General features: G+C 71.4%; 18 protein-coding genes. 10 read left to right on the plus strand and 8 right to left on the minus strand.

Annotated elements, in window-relative coordinates; translation table 11 throughout:
- Positions 1-118: 118 nt before the first annotated feature.
- Together uvrB and ABZ937_RS15130 are read right to left on the minus strand one after the other, a co-directional pair.
- Complete coding sequence (uvrB, locus tag ABZ937_RS15125; RefSeq protein WP_361691259.1) at positions 119-2,266, minus strand: excinuclease ABC subunit UvrB; 2,148 nt, start codon at positions 2,264-2,266, stop codon at positions 119-121.
- A 40-nt stretch (positions 2,267-2,306) separates the two neighbouring features.
- A complete protein-coding gene (locus tag ABZ937_RS15130) occupies positions 2,307-3,185 on the minus strand; it encodes an MHYT domain-containing protein (protein ID WP_361691262.1) in 879 nt (292 codons plus the stop codon).
- 278 nt (positions 3,186-3,463) lie between these two features.
- Here ABZ937_RS15130 and ABZ937_RS15135 point away from each other — a divergent pair, with 278 nt between their 5' ends.
- On the plus strand, positions 3,464-4,336 hold the full coding sequence (locus ABZ937_RS15135; protein WP_361691265.1) for a glycerophosphodiester phosphodiesterase family protein: 873 nt from the start codon (positions 3,464-3,466) through the stop codon (positions 4,334-4,336).
- Between the two features lie 41 nt (positions 4,337-4,377).
- Complete coding sequence (locus ABZ937_RS15140) at positions 4,378-4,932, plus strand: methylated-DNA--[protein]-cysteine S-methyltransferase (RefSeq protein ID WP_361691268.1); 555 nt, start codon at positions 4,378-4,380, stop codon at positions 4,930-4,932.
- Between the two features lie 30 nt (positions 4,933-4,962).
- Here the strand turns inward: ABZ937_RS15140 and ABZ937_RS15145 are convergent, their stop codons facing one another.
- On the minus strand, positions 4,963-5,394 hold the full coding sequence (locus ABZ937_RS15145) for a VOC family protein (protein WP_361691271.1): 432 nt from the start codon (positions 5,392-5,394) through the stop codon (positions 4,963-4,965).
- Between the two features lie 100 nt (positions 5,395-5,494).
- Between ABZ937_RS15145 and ABZ937_RS15150 the strand changes: the two genes are divergently transcribed.
- On the plus strand, positions 5,495-6,403 hold the full coding sequence (locus ABZ937_RS15150) for a pseudouridine-5'-phosphate glycosidase (protein WP_361691274.1): 909 nt from the start codon (positions 5,495-5,497) through the stop codon (positions 6,401-6,403).
- Positions 6,400-7,323, plus strand: a complete 924-nt coding sequence (locus ABZ937_RS15155) for a PfkB family carbohydrate kinase (protein ID WP_361691277.1) — start codon at positions 6,400-6,402, stop codon at positions 7,321-7,323. The genes ABZ937_RS15150 and ABZ937_RS15155 overlap by 4 nt, the downstream gene beginning before the upstream one ends.
- Before the next feature lie 23 nt (positions 7,324-7,346).
- Here ABZ937_RS15155 and ABZ937_RS15160 read toward each other — a convergent pair whose 3' ends face one another.
- Positions 7,347-8,141 (minus strand): methyltransferase, encoded by a 795-nt coding sequence (locus ABZ937_RS15160; RefSeq protein WP_361691280.1) that lies wholly within the window; start codon positions 8,139-8,141, stop codon positions 7,347-7,349.
- 175 nt (positions 8,142-8,316) lie between these two features.
- Here ABZ937_RS15160 and corA point away from each other — a divergent pair, with 175 nt between their 5' ends.
- Complete coding sequence (corA, locus tag ABZ937_RS15165; protein WP_361691283.1) at positions 8,317-9,444, plus strand: magnesium/cobalt transporter CorA; 1,128 nt, start codon at positions 8,317-8,319, stop codon at positions 9,442-9,444.
- 69 nt (positions 9,445-9,513) lie between these two features.
- Here corA and ABZ937_RS15170 read toward each other — a convergent pair whose 3' ends face one another.
- The 3 genes from ABZ937_RS15170 to ABZ937_RS15180 form a co-directional block, all read right to left on the minus strand.
- Entirely contained in the window at positions 9,514-9,927 is a 414-nt protein-coding gene (locus tag ABZ937_RS15170) for a PPOX class F420-dependent oxidoreductase (protein ID WP_361691286.1), read from the minus strand.
- 82 nt (positions 9,928-10,009) lie between these two features.
- A complete protein-coding gene (locus ABZ937_RS15175) occupies positions 10,010-10,642 on the minus strand; it encodes a uridine kinase (RefSeq protein WP_361691289.1) in 633 nt (210 codons plus the stop codon).
- A gap of 55 nt (positions 10,643-10,697) precedes the next feature.
- On the minus strand, positions 10,698-11,090 hold the full coding sequence (locus ABZ937_RS15180) for a helix-turn-helix domain-containing protein (protein WP_361691292.1): 393 nt from the start codon (positions 11,088-11,090) through the stop codon (positions 10,698-10,700).
- Between the two features lie 97 nt (positions 11,091-11,187).
- On the opposite strand from ABZ937_RS15180, the gene ABZ937_RS15185 reads away from it, so the two are divergent.
- The 4 genes from ABZ937_RS15185 (at position 11,188) to ABZ937_RS15200 (ending at position 15,170) form a co-directional block, all read left to right on the plus strand.
- Positions 11,188-11,880 carry an NAD(P)H-binding protein gene (locus ABZ937_RS15185; RefSeq protein ID WP_361691295.1) on the plus strand — a complete coding sequence of 231 codons (693 nt, stop codon included), beginning with the start codon at positions 11,188-11,190 and terminating at the stop codon, positions 11,878-11,880.
- A 180-nt stretch (positions 11,881-12,060) separates the two neighbouring features.
- Positions 12,061-12,762: a DUF2293 domain-containing protein gene (locus ABZ937_RS15190; protein ID WP_361691297.1), complete on the plus strand. Its 702-nt coding sequence runs from the start codon at positions 12,061-12,063 to the stop codon at positions 12,760-12,762.
- 160 nt (positions 12,763-12,922) lie between these two features.
- Positions 12,923-13,402 (plus strand): anthrone oxygenase family protein, encoded by a 480-nt coding sequence (locus ABZ937_RS15195; RefSeq protein WP_361691639.1) that lies wholly within the window; start codon positions 12,923-12,925, stop codon positions 13,400-13,402.
- 280 nt (positions 13,403-13,682) lie between these two features.
- Positions 13,683-15,170: a glutamate synthase subunit beta gene (locus ABZ937_RS15200; RefSeq protein WP_361691300.1), complete on the plus strand. Its 1,488-nt coding sequence runs from the start codon at positions 13,683-13,685 to the stop codon at positions 15,168-15,170.
- Between the two features lie 54 nt (positions 15,171-15,224).
- Here the strand turns inward: ABZ937_RS15200 and ABZ937_RS15205 are convergent, their stop codons facing one another.
- Complete coding sequence (locus ABZ937_RS15205) at positions 15,225-15,746, minus strand: carboxymuconolactone decarboxylase family protein (RefSeq protein ID WP_361691303.1); 522 nt, start codon at positions 15,744-15,746, stop codon at positions 15,225-15,227.
- A gap of 47 nt (positions 15,747-15,793) precedes the next feature.
- Between ABZ937_RS15205 and ABZ937_RS15210 the strand changes: the two genes are divergently transcribed.
- Positions 15,794-17,233: a PLP-dependent aminotransferase family protein gene (locus ABZ937_RS15210; RefSeq protein WP_361691306.1), complete on the plus strand. Its 1,440-nt coding sequence runs from the start codon at positions 15,794-15,796 to the stop codon at positions 17,231-17,233.
- Positions 17,234-17,607 lie beyond the last annotated feature (374 nt).

The following is a 17,607-nucleotide window of genomic DNA, read 5'->3' on the forward strand; positions in this document are numbered from 1 at the left end:
CAGCGCGGTTGTCCAAAACCCTACGCAGGGCCACTGACAGTGCCGACCCCGGCCCGCGCTTTTGTGTCGGTGTTGCAACACTTGGCGCATATGCCGAGGTCGGGACGGGAGCAGAGGCTCAGGCGAGGCCCGCCTCCCGCATCTGACGCAGCTCCTTCTTCATCTCGGAGACCTCGTCGCGCAGCCGCGCCGCGATCTCGAACTGCAGCTCCGCGGCGGCGGCGCGCATGCGCTCGGTCATCTCCTCGATCTGCTCGGCCAGTTCGGCGGCCGGACGGTCCGTGGGCACCGCCTGGCCCTTGGCGGTCTTGGCGGCCTTGCCCGCCTTCGCACCCTTGGCGGCCTTGTCGCCGAGCGACGGAACGGGGGCCTTCGCGCCCTTGCCGTCCTTCGTCTTGCGGTAGCCGGAGCCGAGGAGCTGCTCGGTGTCGACCTCCTCGCGGGCGATCTGCGCGACGATGTCGTTGATCTTCTTGCGCAGCGGCTGCGGATCGATGCCGTTCGCCTTGTTGTAGGCGATCTGCTTCTCCCGGCGGCGGTTCGTCTCCTCGATGGCCTTCTCCATCGCCGGGGTGATCTTGTCGGCGTACATGTGGACCTGACCAGAGACGTTACGCGCCGCACGGCCGATGGTCTGGATCAGCGAGGTGCCGGAGCGGAGGAAGCCCTCCTTGTCGGCGTCCAGGATCGCCACCAGGGACACCTCGGGCAGGTCGAGTCCCTCACGGAGCAGGTTGATGCCGACCAGGACGTCGTACTCACCGGAGCGCAGCTCGCGCAGCAGCTCGACGCGGCGCAGGGTGTCGACGTCGCTGTGCAGGTAGCGGACCTGGATGCCGAGTTCCAGGAAGTAGTCGGTGAGGTCCTCGGCCATCTTCTTGGTCAGCGTGGTGACGAGGACCCGCTCGTCCTTCTCGGTGCGCTTGCGGATCTCGTGCACCAGGTCGTCGATCTGCCCCTCGGTGGGCTTGACCACGACCTCCGGGTCGACCAGTCCGGTCGGCCGGATGATCTGCTCGACGAAGCCGTCCGAGCGCGACATCTCGTAGGTGCCCGGGGTCGCCGACAGGTAGACGGTCTGCCCGATGCGCTCCTGGAACTCCTCCCACTTCAGGGGGCGGTTGTCCAGGGCGGAGGGCAGGCGGAAGCCGTGGTCCACGAGGGTGCGCTTGCGGGAGGCGTCGCCCTCGTACATCGCGCCGATCTGCGGGACGGTGACGTGCGACTCGTCGATGACGAGCAGGAAGTCGTCCGGGAAGTAGTCCAGCAGGGTGTTGGGCGGCGAGCCGGGCAGCCGGCCGTCGAAGTGCATCGAGTAGTTCTCCACGCCGGAGCAGGTGCCGATCTGCCGGAGCATCTCGATGTCGTACGTGGTGCGCATCCGCAGCCGCTGAGCCTCCAGGAGCTTGCCCTGCTTCTCCAGCTCGGCCAGGCGCTCTCCCAGCTCCTTCTCGATGTCGTTGACGGCCCGCTCCATGCGCTCGGGACCGGCGACGTAGTGGGAGGCGGGGAAGACGTAGAGATGCTGGTCGTCGCTGATGATCTCGCCGGTGAGCGGGTGGAGCGTGGACAGCGCCTCGATCTCGTCGCCGAACATCTCGATGCGGACGGCCAGCTCCTCGTAGACCGGGAAGATCTCGATGGTGTCGCCGCGGACCCGGAAGGTGCCGCGGGTGAAGGCCATGTCGTTGCGCGTGTACTGGATGTCGACGAAGCGGCGCAGCAGGTCGTCGCGGTCGATCTCGTCGCCGACCCTGAGCGGGACCATGCGGTCCACGTACTCCTGCGGAGTACCGAGGCCGTAGATGCAGGACACCGAGGCGACCACGACCACGTCGCGGCGGGTGAGCAGCGAGTTGGTGGCCGAGTGGCGCAGGCGCTCGACCTCCTCGTTGATCGAGGAGTCCTTCTCGATGTAGGTGTCGGACTGCGGGACGTAGGCCTCGGGCTGGTAGTAGTCGTAGTACGAGACGAAGTACTCGACCGCGTTGTTCGGCAACAGCTCGCGGAACTCGTTGGCCAGCTGGGCGGCCAGCGTCTTGTTCGGCGCCATCACGAGCGTGGGGCGCTGGAGCTGCTCGATCATCCACGCCGTGGTGGCGGACTTGCCGGTGCCGGTCGCGCCCAGGAGGACGACATCCTTCTCACCGCCCTGGATGCGCTTGGCCAGGTCGGCGATGGCCCTGGGCTGGTCGCCGCTGGGCTGGTAGGGGCTGACGACCTCGAAAGGCGCCACCGTGCGTTCGATGTGGGAAACGGGCCGCATGCCATCCACCGTACGACCCCCCACTGACAACGGGTCCCGATCAGCGGTTCTGCGGGGTGCGGGAGCCGTGGTGCTCGGGCCGGCGGGCCGGCCGGTGCCCCTCGTGGACGGCGGGGCGGCGGTCCGTGTGGGAGGCGACAGCGGCGGCCGGGACACCCGGCTTGTGCTCGACGGGAGTCCAGTGGCGCCGGCCCATGATCATCAGCGGGTCGAAGATCACGACGGCGCCGGCGAGGAGCAGGAAGGCGAGCGGGCCGATCAGCATCGGCGCGAGCACGGATGCCGCGGGCGTGCCCCCGGCGGCCTGGGAGGCGCTGTCGAGGTGGACGCTGAGGGCGGCCATCCCGGTGTAGTGCATGCCGCTGACCGCGAGCCCCATGACGAGGCTCGCGCCCACGCTCCACACGAAGCCCCGCACCTGTCCGGCGGCCCACAGGGCGGCGGTGGCGGCCACGACCGCTATGACGACGGAGGCGGCGACGGTGAAGGTGTTGTAGGTGAAGCGGCCATGGAAGTGGACGCCCGCCATGCCGAGGTAGTGCATCGAGGCGACACCCAGACCGGTGATCGTGCCGCCGGTGAAGAGGGGGGTTCCGGTGGCGCCCCGGTAGCCCACGATGAAGATCCCGATGCCGACCATCACGATGGCGAGCCCGAGGCTCGCATAGGTGATCGGCTTGTCGTACTGGATCGACGTCTCCTTGATGGTGAAGCCCATCATCGCGACGAAGTGCATGGTCCATATGCCGGAGCCGATCGCGGCCGAGCCGAGAGCCAGCCAGGCCGGGCGCCGGGAGTGTGTGACCAGCAAAGACCGTGTGGTGCAGCGCAGGCCGAGGGCACCGCCGAGGCAGGCCATGAGATAGGCCACCAACGGGGTGACGGCCCCGTAACTGAATCCGTCGACCGTGCCTTGCATCCGCGGCTGCCCTTCCGCCTTCTTGCGTCCCGGAATACCTGAATATGCCCCCGTCCCAGGACCGCGCGGGCGGTCAGGGTTGTCGCAGAGAGTATGACCCCCACCGGAATGGTCGAACGACTTTCCGGCAAAGAAACACGCCCTTGCCGCAGTTGTGCGGCACCGGTGAGCGCACTTGGACATCTCCATTCAATCTGTGTCCATCGTGCGCCCGGGTGTCGTTGACCCTCTGCTGTCAGTCTGGAGCTGTCGGTATTTTGTCGACGCGAGGAGTACGCATGTACGCGCGCGTAGTAGCCGCCACGCTCGCCGCGGCCCTGGGGACGGCGGCGGTTCTGCTGAGCCCCACGTCCGACGCCCGGGCGCGTGAGGACGGCGTGCCCGTGGTCATCGCCCACCGGGGTGCCTCCGCCTACGCACCCGAGAACACGCTGGCCGCCATCGACAAGGCCGCCGAGCTGGGCTTCTCCTGGGTCGAGAACGACGTCCAGCGCACCAAGGACGGCGAGCTGGTCGTCCTCCACGACGACAGCCTGCAGCGCACCACGAACGTCGAGGACGTCTTCCCCGGCCGGGCCCCGTGGAAGGTGCGGGACTTCACCGCGGCCGAGATCGCCCGGCTGGACGCGGGCAGCTGGTTCTCCCCCGCGTACGCGGGCGCGCGCGTGCCGACGCTGCAGCAGTACATGCGCCGGGTCGAGCACAATCACGAAAAGCTGCTCCTGGAGATCAAGAACCCGGAGCTGTACCCGGGCATCGAGCAGCAGACCCTGAAGCTCCTCGGCAACGAGGGGTGGCTGGACGGCAGGCACCTGGGGCGGCTGGTCGTGCAGAGCTTCAGCGCGGACAGCGTGCGGGCCGTCCATGAGCTGAAGCCCGCGGTCACCACCGCCTATCTCGGGACGCCCACCGTGGCGCAGCTGCCCGGGCTCGCGCGCTTCACCGATCTGGTCAATCCCTCGTACGGGTCGCTGAGCAGGGGCTATGTTTCGGCGGTGCACGTCTTCCACGGGCCGCACGGCCGGCGGCTCAAGTTGTTCGCCTGGACGGTGAACGACGCTGCCGGCACCCGCATGGTCGCCGCCTACGGGGTCGACGGGATCATCACCAACAAGCCCGACGTGGTGCGGGCGGCGCTGGGCTCGGACTGAGCCGGGCGAGCGTTGTCAGTGGCGGGTCGTACCGTGGGCGCATGGACAGCCATGGGCAGGATGAGCAGCGGGTCGTGTGGGCCGTCGTCGGCACGGACATCGGTCCGCTGATGCTGGCGGCGACCCACGACGGCCTGGTCAACGTCGTCTTCCACGCTTCGGACGCGGTGCGCGACCGTGCGCTGGAGCGGCTGGCCGCCCGCCTGGGCGGCCGGCCCGTGGAGGATCCGGACTCTCCGCTGCTGGCGGAGGCGATAGGCCAGGTGCGGGCGTACTTCGCGGGCGAGCGGCACGACTTCGACCTGCCTTTGGACTGGTCGCTGATCTCCGGGTTCAACCGGCAGGTACTGCGTGAGCTGGCGTCCGGTGTGCCGTACGGCACCGTGGTGGGGTACGGCGATCTGGCGGGGCGGGTCGGGCAGCCCGGCGGAGCGCAGGCGGTCGGCGCCGCGATGGGCGCCAACCCGCTGCCTGTGGTGGTGCCGTGCCACCGGGTGGTGGAGAGCGGTGGCGGCATCGGTGGTTTCGGGGGCGGGCTGGAGACCAAGCGGAAGCTGCTCGCCCTGGAGGGTGTGCTGCCCGAGCCGCTGTTCTGACCGGCCCCCGGACCCGGTCCGTCGTCGCGGTCAGTCGTCGTAGTGCCGGGCTTCGAAGATGTTGCCGTCGGGGTCCCGGAAGTAGAAGCTGCGCGTGGCGTTGCCACGGGCGCCGGACAGGCCGTGGTCGATGCCCGACACGGGGACACCGTGCTCTTCCAGGCGGACCCGCAGGGCGTCGAAGGCGTCGGCGGGCAGGGACAGGCAGATGTGGTTGACCGGGTGGCCCGCGCTGTCGGCGGAGCCGGGCAGCATCCTCATCCGTTCGGCGAAGGTGCGCGGTGCGAGGTCGAATATGGTCTCCTCGTTGACACGCACGGAGGGGAAGGACGCCTTCCCCTCCACGAACTCTGCGACCTTGATCGGCTCCAGGCCGACGGCCGTCTGGTAGAAGACGGCGGCGGCGACCGGGTCGGCCACCCACAGGACGACATGGTCGAGACGCGTGGTGTTGTTCCTCATGCGACCCAGGCTGATGGCCTCCTCCACCGGCCACAAGCGTTTATCCAGGGTCGGTGGCCGCCAGAGATGAGGGAAGGACCGACGGACAGGAGGCGGGCACGTGGAGCTGGTGGTGTCGGAAGAAGTCCGGGAAGCGATCGACGCGCGGCGGCCGGTGGTGGCCCTGGAGTCCACGATCATCGCGCACGGCCTGCCCCGCCCGCGCAACCTGCAGGTGGCGCTGGAGCTGGAGGAAGCGGTACGGCGGGAGGGTGCCGTGCCGGCGACCGTCGCCGTGCTCGACGGGAGGCCCCTCGTCGGCCTGGACAAGGACCAGCTGGAACGGGTCGCGAACGAGGAGGGCATACGCAAGCTGGGGCACCGTGACCTGCCGCTCGCCGTGGCGGCGGGGGCGAGCGGGGCGACCACTGTGTCGGCCACGGCGCAGCTGGCCGCGCTGGCTGGGGTCAGGGTGTTTGCCACCGGTGGGCTGGGCGGTGTGCACCGGGAGTGGACGGTGACCCAGGACGAGTCGGCCGATCTGGGGCTGCTGGCGCGCACCCGGATCACGGTGGTGTGCGCGGGCGTGAAATCGATCCTGGACGTGCCGGCGACGCTGCAGCGGCTGGAGACGCTGGGCGTGGCCGTCGCCGGGTACGGCACGGACCGGTTCCCCGGCTTCTATCTGTCGGACTCGGGGCATCCGGTCGACTGGACTCTGGACACGCCGGAGCAGGTCGCCGCCGTCATGCGCGCCCAGGACGCGCTGGACGCGGCGGAATCGGCGCTGATCGTCGCCAATCCCGTCCCGGAGGCGGAGCAACTCGATCCCGACCTGCACGCGCGCGTGCTGGACGACGCGCTGCGCGCCTGTGCCGAGCAGGGGGTCACCGGGCAGGCGGTGACCCCGTTCCTGCTGGACCACCTGGTCCGGCACACCGACGGTGCGTCGTTGAGCGCCAATCTGGCGGCGGTGCGCGGCAACGTACGGCTGGCCGCGCGGATCGCCACGGCGTGGACCAGGGGGTGACCGCGAGCCGCGACGGAGCGCTGCTGGTCGTCGGGGACGTCATCACGGATGTGGTCGCCCGGCGCCGGGGGCCGCTGGCGGCCGGCACCGACACGGCCGCCGTGATCCGGACGCTGCCGGGCGGCGCGGGCGCCAACGTGGCCTGCTGGGCCGCCCACGTCGGCTGCGCGGACGTACGGCTGCTGGGGCGGGTGGGCGCGGAGGCCGCCGCGTGGCACGAGCGGGAGCTGGTCGCGGCCGGGGTGCGGCCCCGGCTGGTGGTGGATGCCGAGGCGGCGACCGGGACGGTGATCTGCCTCGTCGACACGGACGCGGCCGCCGAGCGGACGTTTCTGACGGACAGCGGGGCGTCCCTGCGGCTGGGTCCCGCCGACTGGTCGGACGCGCTCCTGGACGGGGTGGACCGGCTGCATCTGTCGGGCTATCTGCTGTTCACGGAGCCGAGCCGGGCACTCGCCGAGGCGGCGACCGCGGCGGCACGCGCGCGTGGTGTGCCGGTCAGCCTGGACCCGGCGTCGGCCGGGTTCCTGGTGGATCTGGGAGTGGACCGCTTCCTGGCGTTCGCGGAGGGACTGGACCTGCTGCTGCCCAGCCGGGACGAGGCATGCCTGCTGACCGGGCTGCCGGATCCGGCGGACGCGGCGGCCAAGTTGAGCCGTCTCGTGCCGCTGGTGGTGGCCAAGGCGGGCGCGGACGGGGCGCTGGTGGCGCGTTCCGGTGCCGTTGTGGCGCGGGTGCCGGCCGTACCGGCGGTGCCTCGGGACACCACAGGCGCGGGTGACGCCTTCACCGGCGCGTTCCTCGCCGCGCTGCTCGCCGGCGCGACTCCGGAGGAGGCGGCGGCACGGGGCTGCCGGGCGGGCGCGGAGGCGGTACGACGGGTGGGCGGCAGACCACCGCATCCGGGCAACGGGAGCTAGGCGGGTGGGGGGCGCACCGCCGACTACCCCTTGTGGCCCCACGCCGAGATCATCGGTGCGGTGGCCAGGTCCATGTCGCCGGCTTCGACGTTGGCCAGGTGCTGGTCGATCTCCGCGTCGGTGGCCAGGCCGGCGGCGACGAGCCGGTCCCGGATCTGACGGACCGTCGCGGCCTCCAGGGCGGTGCAGGCGGGCGAGGTCACGGGGAAGTACGCGTCGGCCTCCACGCCCCGCAGCCCGGCCTCCCGGAGCAGCCGCGGGAGTTTACGGCCGTAGGACAGGTCGGCGCCGCGGTCGGCGAGCAGCTTGCGGAAGCCTTGGCGCAGCCGGTTGGCGAGCCGCTGCTCGGAGCCGTACTCGTCGGGGCAGGTCAGGGGCTGGAGGGCGGGGTCGGCGTCCTCGATCAGCAGGCGTCCGCCTGGCCGCAGCGACTTGACCATGGACCGCAACGCCCGTTCCCGGTCGGGTACATGGACGAGGACCAGCCGGGCGTGGACCAGGTCGAAGCCCTCGCCCGGCGGCTCCTCGGCGCCCACGTCGTGGACGCGGACCTCCACCGGCGGGCGGGCCGCGGGGTTGAGCCGCCCGGTGTCGATGTCGGTGGCGACGACCTGGCCGGTCGGCCCCACCTTCTCGGCGAGCCAGGACACGACGGAGGTACCGCCGGCCCCGACTTCCCAGCAGCGCCAGCCCGGCCCGATGCCGAGTCCTTCGAGGTGCCGGAAGGTCGTGGGGTCGAAGAGGTCCGCGAAGGCGTCGAAGCGCCGGCCCGCCTCGTTCTGCTGGTTGTCCAGGAGGTACCCGTCGGATCGCGTCACGCCGCCGATCATCCCAGTCACCCGGCCTGTCCGGTTCGGTCGACCCTCTGTCCACAGGCGGGAACAAAGCGGAACTCGCCGTTCCCACAGGCTTGCCCGCACTTTGCCCGGGGCTGGCAGACTTGCCGGGCAAGGCGCGGAAGCGTTGCGCGGAGATCCACGCGAGGAGATCCAGATGTCGATGGCAGGGAATCTGCGGAAGGTCACGGGGCTGGGCAGGGTCGGTGGCCTGCGCAAGGTGGCGCGGCTGGCCCGGCGTCGGCCGCGCGTGGACCTGAGCCACCCCGCCAGGTCGCCGCTGGGCTCGTCGGTGGTGAACTGCGTGACATATCAGGACGGCGTGCGCGTGCCCGGGTGCGCCGACCTGGTGGATGCGGTGCGGCTGGTACGCAAGACCGGCGAGGGCTTCGTCTGGCTGGGACTGCACGAGCCGACGGACCGCGAGTTCGCGGGCATCGCCGAGCTGTTCGACCTGCATCCCCTGGCGGTGGAGGACGCGGTCGAGGCACATCAGCGGCCGAAGCTGGAGCACTACGGGGACACGCTCTTCGCGGTGTTCAAGACCGTCTGCTACGTGGAGCACGAGCAGCTGACGGCGACCAGCGAGGTCGTGGACACCGGCGAGATCATGGTGTTCGTCGGCGAGGACTTCGTGATCACGGTACGGCACGGCCGGCACGGCTCACTGGGCCCGTTGCGCGAGGAGTTGGAGGCGAACCCGCACCAGCTGGCGAAGGGACCGGCGGCGGTGCTGCACGCGATCGCCGACCATGTGGTCGACGACTATCTGAACGTCACGGACGCGGTGCAGGCCGACATCGACCAGGTCGAGACGGAGGTGTTCTCGGAGAACGGCGCGCGCCTCGATCCGGGCCGCATCTATCAGATGAAGCGCGAACTGCTGGAGCTGAAGCGGGCGGTGGTGCCACTGAGCCGCCCGGTGGAGGACCTGGCCACCCGGCCGATACGGGTCGTCGACCCGGAGATACAGGCCTACTTCCGGGATGTGCTCGACCATCTGATCCGGGCCAAGGAACAGATCGCCGCGTTCGACGAACTGCTCAACTCCATCCTGCAGGCGCATCTCGCGCAGGTGACCGTCGCGCAGAACGAGGACATGCGGAAGATCACGGCCTGGGCCGCGGTGATCGCCGTGCCGACGATGGTGTGCGGGGTGTACGGCATGAACTTCGACCACATGCCGGAGCTGCACTGGCAGTTCGGATATCCGCTGGTGATGACCGTGATGGCTGCGGCATGTCTGGCGCTGTACCGGGGCTTCCGGCGCAACGGCTGGCTCTGAACGGCGGGGCCGCCGCGCTGTGGACCGCGGTTACCGACGGCCACGGCGCGGCCCGGACGCTTCGCCCGGTCAGGCCGCGAAGGACACGACCTTCTGGGGGACGATCCTGACGACGACGCGGGTCTCGTCGTCCTTCTCGGCCGGCGGGTCGATGCCGAGGTACTTGTGCGACAGCTCGTACGGGAGCCGCTTGCCCGGGTCCGGCAGGATCTCGGCGAGACCTCGGATCTCGGCGGAGTGATAGGGGTTCGCCAGGTCGAAGACCGAGAGGCTGATACGCGGGTCGCGGCGGAGGTTGCGCACCTTCTGGCGGCGGTCGACGGACGAGAAGAGCACGCTGTCGCCGTCGCGTTTGATCCAGACCACGGAGTTCTGCGGGGCGCCGTCCGGGCCGAGCGTGGCGACGCTGGCGAAGTTCTTGCCGTCCAGCAGAGCGCGGAGGGAGTCGCCGAAGGCGACGGGAGAGGCCGGTGAGGTCGTCATGGCACCACCCTAGCTAGATGCACGTGCATATAAAAGAGGATTGACTTGGTTCATCGGCCGGATCTCCGGAGGGCGCGTCGGATCAGCCGCTCCAGGCGGGATGGCGCGGGTCGTCGGCGCGCACCAGGACGTCGGCCGTCCCGGCCGGGTCGGTCTCGGCCTCGTAGCGCGCGAAGGCGGGGAGGGTCCAGTGGTCGGCCTCGGGGGTGCGGCGGCGCAGGGCGCCAGGGGAAAGGAGGAGGTGCACCGTCAGATCGAAGGGGAACCAGTGGCGCAGCAGGAGGGGGCCGTGGAGCAACAGGATCCCGCCGGGCGGGAGTTGGACGTAAGGGCTGCGGGTGGCCCGGTCGGTGGCCGGATCCCACAGGTCGGGCAGGACCCGCCCGCTGCCTCCGGGATCGAGCGGGCCGAAGACCTCACGCCACAGGGCGCCTGTGTCGAACCATCCGCTGTAGTACGACTCCGCGTCCCGCCGCCCGTGCTCCAGGCGCAGCGAGGCAGGGCGCAGGAAGCCCTCGGTGCCGATCACGAGCGAGGGCCGGCCACGCACCCGAAGTGCCTCCCCGACACGCCCGGCGAGGTCTCCGGGGTGGGCGGCCGGGGCCCCGTCGAAGCCGACGCGCTGCCAGGTACCGCCGTCGGCCGGCACCGCACCGGCCAACCGGTCGGCGAGCCGCTCGGCCAGCAGGTCCCAGGTGATCGCTTCGAGTCGCACAGGCCCCATGATGCCGGGTGGGCCGGGAGAGCGGTGCGGGAGCGGCGGGGGTCGGTCAGGCGAGGGGGTCGGTCGCGTGGCGGGCCGCGAGCAGGGTGGGGAGGTGGTTTTCGCTCCAGACGCGGGCCGCGTCGAGAAGGGGGATCAAGGTGCGGCCGAGCGGGGTGAGGGCGTACTCGACGCGCGGCGGGTTCTCGTCGTAGGCGGTGCGGGTCACCAGGCCGTCGCGCTCCATCGCGCGCAGGGTCTCGCTGAGGACCTTCGGCGTGACGGTCTTGAGCGGAACCCGGAGTTCACCGAAGCGGCGCGGCCCGTCCTGGAGACAACGGATCACCATGCCGGACCACTTGTCGCCGACCCGGAAGGGCATCGCGGAGGACGGACAGAGGGGGTGGAACATGTCGGGATCGAGAGGTACGGCGCGGTCGCGGTCCGTCGCGTCGGTCATCCATCGAGCGTAACGCCGGTTCCGTTGCGGTAACCGGGGGCTCGGCCCCTAACGTCCGGTCGGACACGAACAGGTCTGAGTCACTCGGAGGTTGGGGATGAGCGGGATCGTGGTCTTCGGTGCCGGCGGCCGGGCCGGGCGGGCGGTGACGGCGGAGGCGCGTGCGCGTGGGTACACGGTGACGGCAGTGGTGCGTGATCCGGCGCGGTATCCGGATCTCGACGCGGAAGGCGTCACAGTCGTACGGGGCGACGTCACCGACCCCGGATCGGTCGGCCGGATCGCTGCCGGGCATGCCGGTGCCGTGCACGCCGTCTCACCGTTCAGCGGGCCGGAGCAGGGCTTCGACACGCTGGACCCCGGGTTCTTCGTGAAGGCGGCCGACGCGCTGCTCGACGGGCTCGCCGCGGCCGGGGTGGGCCGGCTCGTCGCGGTGGGCCTGGGGGCGAACCTGCTCGGTGCGGACGGGCGGCCGGTGATGGACGATCCGCTCGCGTTCCCTCCGGAGATCCGGCCGTTCGCGCAGGCGCACACCGCCGGGCTGCACCGGCTGCGGGAACGCGGGGACGGTCCCGTCGACTGGGTGATGCTCACGCCCGCCGGGCACCTGGAGCACGGCGGGGCCCGCACCGGGCGGTACCGCGTCGGCGGGGAGCAGCTGCCCGGTGACGACCGTGAACCGTGGCTGTCGTACGCGGATCTCGCGGTGGCGTTGGTGGACGAGATCGAGGAACCGGTGCGGCACCGCACTCGGGTGTCGGTGTTCAACCTCCGGGAGGACAAGGGGTAGTTCGAACGGGCGGAAGGACGAGAGGAGGAGCCGCAGGAGGAACCGGAGGGGGAACCGGAGGGGGAACCGGAGGGGGAACCGGAGGAGGAGCGGGAGGATGTGTGGGGGCGGAATCGTTGGTTGAGGAGAAGACTCGCGCGGGCGTGGGAGGCGCGGGCGGCGGCGGGGAAAGTACCGCGTATGGCGCTCCCCGCAACTCCCCACTCCCCCGGTCGGCTTGTCGTCGTCCAGTCGTCGAAGCGCAAGCGGTGTGCCGGCTGCCGGCGTGGTCCGCTGTCGCTGCTGGTGCTGGAGGACGGAGCACCTCGGTGCCTGCACTGTGCCGATCTGGGGCACCTGGTGTTCCTGCCGCGCGGCGACACGGCCCTGACCCGCAGGTCGCGGGAGGAGAGCACGCTGTCAGCGGTCGTGGTGCGGTTCAACCGGCGCAAGAGCCGCTACGAACGCCAGGGCGTGCTCGTCGAAGAGGACGCCCTGGCCCGGGCAGAGGCCCGCTGTCTGGCGGACGCCGAGGCGCGGCGCCGGCGGCGGGCCCGGGACGCGCGGCGCAGGGCGGCGGAGGACGACCGGTTCGCGGCGGCGTTCGCGGCCGAGATCCTCCGGCTGTTCCCCGGTTGTCCGGCCGAGCGGGCCCGGGCGATCGCGGCCCACGCCTCGGTGCGGGGCAGCGGGCGGGTCGGGCGCAGCGCGGCCGGACGGGCGCTGACCGAGGGGGCGGTGATCTCGGCGGTCGTGGCGGGCGTGCGTCATGTGGACACGCCGTACGACGAGCTGCTGATGAGCGGGGTAACGAGGTACGAGGCGCGGCGTCGGATCACGCCGGTCGTGGAGAGCGTGCTGCGGGCCTGGCAGGGGGAGGCCGGCGAGGACGCGGCAGGGTGAGGACTCCCCGGAGGGAGCCGGGGTGCGGGCAGGTGGCGGCTTGGGGCGGGGGTTCGTGCCGTGGGCTCTCGCCGTGGCCGGTTCCCCGGTGGTGGGCTTTCACTGGGAGTGATGTTGGTGCCGGGCGCCTGCCCGGGTGGAACGGAATGGGGGCGTGGAAGTGATCGACGGGCCGTTCTTCGTGCTGGTCGTGGCGGGAATCATCGGGACCGGGCTGGTGGCCGGTGTGTTCTGCGGATTCTCGACCTTCGTGATGCGGGGGCTCGCCGCGCTGCCGCCCGCGCAGGGGGTCGCGGCGATGAACGCGATCAACGTCGCCGCGGTGCGGCCGGCCTTCATGGCCGTGTTCATGGGATCCGCGCTGCTGAGCGCGATGATCGCGGTGGTGACGTTCGTCGTGTGGCCGGACGAGGGGAAGGTGGCGCTGCTGCTGGGCAGTGCGCTGTATCTGGTGGGGTCGTTCGTGCTGACGACGGTCGCGAACGTGCCGCGCAACGACCGGCTCGCCAGGCTCACCCCGGGTGCGCCGGAGGCGGCCGTGTACTGGCCGGTGTATGTGCGCGAGTGGACGTTCTGGAACCATGTCCGGACCGTCGCCTCGGCCGCGGCCTCCTTCGTCTACATATTGGCCCTGACGTGATTCTCCCTCGGGAACCCGGCCCGCTGGCCCCTCCAGGTACCTGGCCTGCTGCCTCACGGCTGCCCCGACCCTGATCATCCCCTGGGACTCCCCCGGATCCGCCCTGAGCGACGCCCGGGAGCCGGCCGGCGTGTGCTGAGGGAACCCCGGCAGAAAGCGCTGTCCGCCACCCTGCGCGGCCGTCGGAGCGGACGTATCGTGGCCGAAAGAGTGCCGCCCGATGACGCACGGCCCTTCGTACACCCGGTGCCTCCGGTGCCCGTACGCGAGGAAGACGCCCATGGCCGATCCCAAGGGGTTCATGACCACGCCGCGCCAGGAGTGGCCGCGGCGGCCCGTCGAGCAGCGGGTGCGGGACTGGAACGAGGTGTACGTCCCGGGAGCGCTGCTGCCCATCATCAGCAAGCAGGCCGACCGTTGCATGGACTGCGGTATCCCGTTCTGCCACCAGGCCTGTCCGCTGGGCAATCTCATCCCCGAGTGGAACGACCTGGTCTCGCGGGAGGACTGGCGGGCCGCGAGCGACCGGCTGCACGCCACCAACAACTTCCCGGAGTTCACCGGGCGGCTCTGCCCGGCGCCGTGCGAGGCGGGGTGCGTGCTGGCGATCAACCAGCCGGCCGTCACCATCAAGAACGTCGAGTGCGCGATCGCGGACAAGGCGTGGGAGGAGGGCTTCACGTCGGCCCGGCCGCCCGAGCGGCTGACCGGGAAGACGGTCGCCGTCGTCGGCTCCGGGCCCACCGGGCTCGCCGCGGCGCAGCAGCTGACCCGGGCCGGGCACACAGTCGCGGTGTACGAGAAGGACGACCGGATCGGGGGGCTGATGCGGTACGGCATCCCCGAGTTCAAGATGGAGAAGCGGCATCTGGAGCGGCGGATCGAGCAGATGCTGGCCGAGGGGACGAAGTTCCGCACGTCGACGACGGTCGGCAGGGATGTTCCGGCGGACGAGCTGCGGACCCGGTACGACGCGGTGGTGATCGCGACAGGTGCGACGGCGTGGCGGGAACTTCCGGTGCCGGGCCGGGCGTTGAACGGGATACACCAGGCGATGGAGTATCTGCCGCTGGCCAATCGGGTGTGCGAGGGGGATCTGGAGGTTTCACCGCTGTCGGCCGCCGGCAAGCACGTGGTGATCGTCGGCGGCGGGGACACCGGGGCGGACTGTCTGGGTACGGCGGTGCGCGAGGGGGCCGCGTCCGTGACCCAGCTGGACATCTACGCGCAGCCGGGTGCCGAGCGGGACGAGGAAGCCGAGCCGTGGCCGACGTATCCGAAGGTCTACCGGCTCTCGGCGGCGCACGAGGAGGCGCGGGATCTGGGTACGGCGCCGGCGGCGGACGCGGACGCGCGGCTGTTCGCGGCGTCCACGCTCCGCTTCACCGGAGACGAGAGGGGGCATGTGCGGTCACTGCATCTGGTGGAGGTCGACAAGCAACGGCTTCCGGTGCCGGGCACCGGGCGGACGCTCCCCGCCGACCTCGTACTGCTCGCCCTCGGGTTTTCCGGGCCGGACCCGGAGGACGGGCTGATCGACCAGTTGGAGGTGGCCCTGCAGCCGCGCGGCACGATCGCCCGGGACGACGGCTTCGCGACCAACGTCCCCGGGGTGTTCGCCGCCGGAGACGCGGCGCGCGGGCAGTCGCTCATCGTGTGGGCGATAGCGGAGGGGCGGGCGGTCGCGGCGGCCGTCGACCGCTATCTGACAGGGCGTTCCCGGCTCCCGGCCCCGATCACGGCCTCGGACCGGCCGCTGGTGGTCTGAGGCGCTGTCCGAGGGGGCCGCGGCGAGCCGGGATCGGAGGTCTCGGCGGGGGCGTCAGGCGGTGCGCTCGTCCGTGCCCGCCACCTTGCCCGTGGCCAGGGCGACCCGGTTCCAGGTGTTGATCGTGAGGATCAGGGAGAGGACGTGGGCCAGTTCCTCGTCGTCGAAGTGGGCGGCGGCCTCGGCGTAGACGGTGTCGGGGACGCCTCCGTCGGCGACCAGGGTCACGGCCTCCGTCAGGGCGAGGGCGGCCTGTTCCTTCGGGGTGAAGAAGTGCCGGGCCTCGCGCCACACGGCGACCATGTGGAGCCGGTCCTCGCTCTCCCCCGCCTTGCGGGCGTCGTTGGTGTGCATGTGCAGGCAGTAGGCGCAGTGGTTGAGATGGGAGGCGCGGATCTGAATGAGTTCGACCAGGGCCGGGTCGAGGCCCGCGCGGGCGGCGGCGTCGAAGCCGATGATCGCGCGGAAGACCTTCGGGGCGGCCTTCGCGAAGTCCAGGCGGGTGCGGGCGGCCTCGGCGGCGGCGATCCCGGTGGTGATGTCGGTGGCGGTGGCGGTGGTCGTGTTCGTCGTCATGCCCTTAAACCTAGGAGGCAAAAAGACCGGCTGTAGGGTGCATTTCCATGACGGGATCGTGGGTCAATTCCGCAGAGCGGATCGGCGCGGATCTCCACCTGGAGCTGTCCGGACCGGGCGGTCGGCGGGCGGCGCTGACGAGGGCGCTGCGGGAGGCCGTGCGCAGCGGCCGGCTGGCTCCGGGCACCCGACTGCCGCCGTACCGGTCGCTCGCCGCGGACCTGGGCGTGGCCCGCAACACGGTGGCGGACGCGTACGCGGAGCTGGTCGCGGAGGGCTGGCTGACCGCCCGGCAGGGTTCCGGGACGCGGGTCGCCGAGCGCACCGAGCCGCTGCGCCACGCCGTGCGAACACCCGTGAAGGCGCCTCTGCGCGCACGGGGTCCGCGGCACGACCTGCGGCAGGGCACGCCGGACGCGTCGGCCTTCCCGCGTGCGGCCTGGGCGGCCTCGTACCGCCGGGCGCTGCAGGAGGCACCGAACGAGGCGTTCGGGCCTGGCGATCCCGCGGGGCGCCGGGAGCTGCGCGAGACGCTGACCGAATACCTGGCACGCGCGCGTGGGGTGCGTACGGAGCCGGACCGGATCGTGATCTGCTCGGGCTTCGCGCACGCGCTGCGGCTGCTCTTCAGCCGGGGCACGCGGGAGCCGGGTGCCGGCGGGGTGCTGCGCGGTCCGCTCGGTGTGGAGGCGTACGGGCTGGGCTTCCATCGGGAACTGCTCACGGAGGCGGGCGTGCGCACGGTGCCGCTGCCGCTCGACGAGCACGGCGCGCGGGTGGACGCGCTCGGGCGTGAGCGGGCCGTGCTGCTGACGCCCGCGCACCAGTTCCCGACCGGCGGCCCGCTGCACCCGGAGCGCCGGGCCGCCGTGATCGACTGGGCACGCGCGCACGGAACGGTGGTGCTGGAGGACGACTACGACGGTGAGTTCCGGTACGACCGGAGGCCCGTCGGCGCGCTGCAGGGCCTCGATCCGGAGCGGGTGATCCACATCGGGTCGGTCAGCAAGAGCCTGTCGCCGGCGTTGCGGCTGGGCTGGATGGTCCTGCCGCAGCGGTATGTGGAGCCGGTGCTGGCGGTGAAGGGCGAGCGGGAGGGGTGGGCGAGCGTCCTGGACCAGCTCGCTCTCGCGGACTTCGTGGCCTGTGGGTCGTACGACCGCCATGTGCGACGGATGCGGCAGACGTACCGGCGGCGGCGTGACCGGCTCGTCGCCGCGCTCGCCGCACAGGCGCCGCAGATCGAGGTGACGGGCATCGCGGCCGGGTTGCACGCGGTGCTGCGGCTGCCGCCCGGCACGGAGCGGTCGACGGTGAAGGCCGCCGCGTGGCAGGGCGTCGCCCTCGACGGTCTCGCCGCGTTCCGGCATCCAGAGAGTCCGACGGAGGCGGGCGACGGTCTGGTGGTGGGGTACGCGGCCCCGGCCGAACACGGCTACGGGGCGGCGCTGGAGGCGCTGTGCGGGGTGCTGCCGCCGCCGGTGTGAGTTCCGGGAGACGGGTTCAGAGATCGAGGTCGGCGGCGGCGACGTGAACACCCGCGTGCCGGTGGCCGGCGCTCGGCCGGCCATCGGCATTGATCCGGCCGACCGGAGTGGGGCCGGACGGCCGGGGGGTAGCGAGTACTTGCGACGGAAGGATCCGCTGCCTGCGCACCTGAACCGGAACCACCGTAGGCGCGGGGCACGGGCCCACGCAGCCGAATTTCGCCGGGGTCGGCCAGGCGAAGCCGGTGAAGAGGCGGGCGAACTCCTCGTGGGGGCGCGGGGCGGAGCTCCGTGAGCGTCGGACGTGTTGAAGGTCAAGCCACTGTCGGGATCAGGAGGTTGAGCAAGCAAGCATCAAAAACCGCCGCAGGTCA

The sequence above is a fragment of the Streptomyces sp. NPDC046727 genome, assembly GCF_040645635.1.
Lineage (GTDB): Bacteria > Actinomycetota > Actinomycetes > Streptomycetales > Streptomycetaceae > Streptomyces.

Bases quoted from the DNA above. Each gene is read 5' to 3' on its own strand.
- ABZ937_RS15200 (WP_361691300.1), top strand. From the start codon at position 13,683: ATGGCCGATCCCAAGGGGTTCATGACCACGCCGCGCCAGGAGTGGCCG.
- ABZ937_RS15130 (WP_361691262.1), bottom strand. From the start codon at position 3,185: ATGCAAGGCACGGTCGACGGATTCAGTTACGGGGCCGTCACCCCGTTG.
- ABZ937_RS15140 (WP_361691268.1), top strand. From the start codon at position 4,378: ATGGACAGCCATGGGCAGGATGAGCAGCGGGTCGTGTGGGCCGTCGTC.
- ABZ937_RS15170 (WP_361691286.1), bottom strand. From the start codon at position 9,927: ATGACGACCTCACCGGCCTCTCCCGTCGCCTTCGGCGACTCCCTCCGC.
- ABZ937_RS15135 (WP_361691265.1), top strand. From the start codon at position 3,464: ATGTACGCGCGCGTAGTAGCCGCCACGCTCGCCGCGGCCCTGGGGACG.
- ABZ937_RS15180 (WP_361691292.1), bottom strand. From the start codon at position 11,090: ATGACCGACGCGACGGACCGCGACCGCGCCGTACCTCTCGATCCCGAC.
- corA (WP_361691283.1), top strand. From the start codon at position 8,317: ATGTCGATGGCAGGGAATCTGCGGAAGGTCACGGGGCTGGGCAGGGTC.
- ABZ937_RS15210 (WP_361691306.1), top strand. From the start codon at position 15,794: ATGACGGGATCGTGGGTCAATTCCGCAGAGCGGATCGGCGCGGATCTC.
- ABZ937_RS15190 (WP_361691297.1), top strand. From the start codon at position 12,061: ATGGCGCTCCCCGCAACTCCCCACTCCCCCGGTCGGCTTGTCGTCGTC.
- ABZ937_RS15185 (WP_361691295.1), top strand. From the start codon at position 11,188: ATGAGCGGGATCGTGGTCTTCGGTGCCGGCGGCCGGGCCGGGCGGGCG.
- ABZ937_RS15145 (WP_361691271.1), bottom strand. From the start codon at position 5,394: ATGAGGAACAACACCACGCGTCTCGACCATGTCGTCCTGTGGGTGGCC.
- uvrB (WP_361691259.1), bottom strand. From the start codon at position 2,266: ATGCGGCCCGTTTCCCACATCGAACGCACGGTGGCGCCTTTCGAGGTC.
- ABZ937_RS15205 (WP_361691303.1), bottom strand. From the start codon at position 15,746: ATGACGACGAACACGACCACCGCCACCGCCACCGACATCACCACCGGG.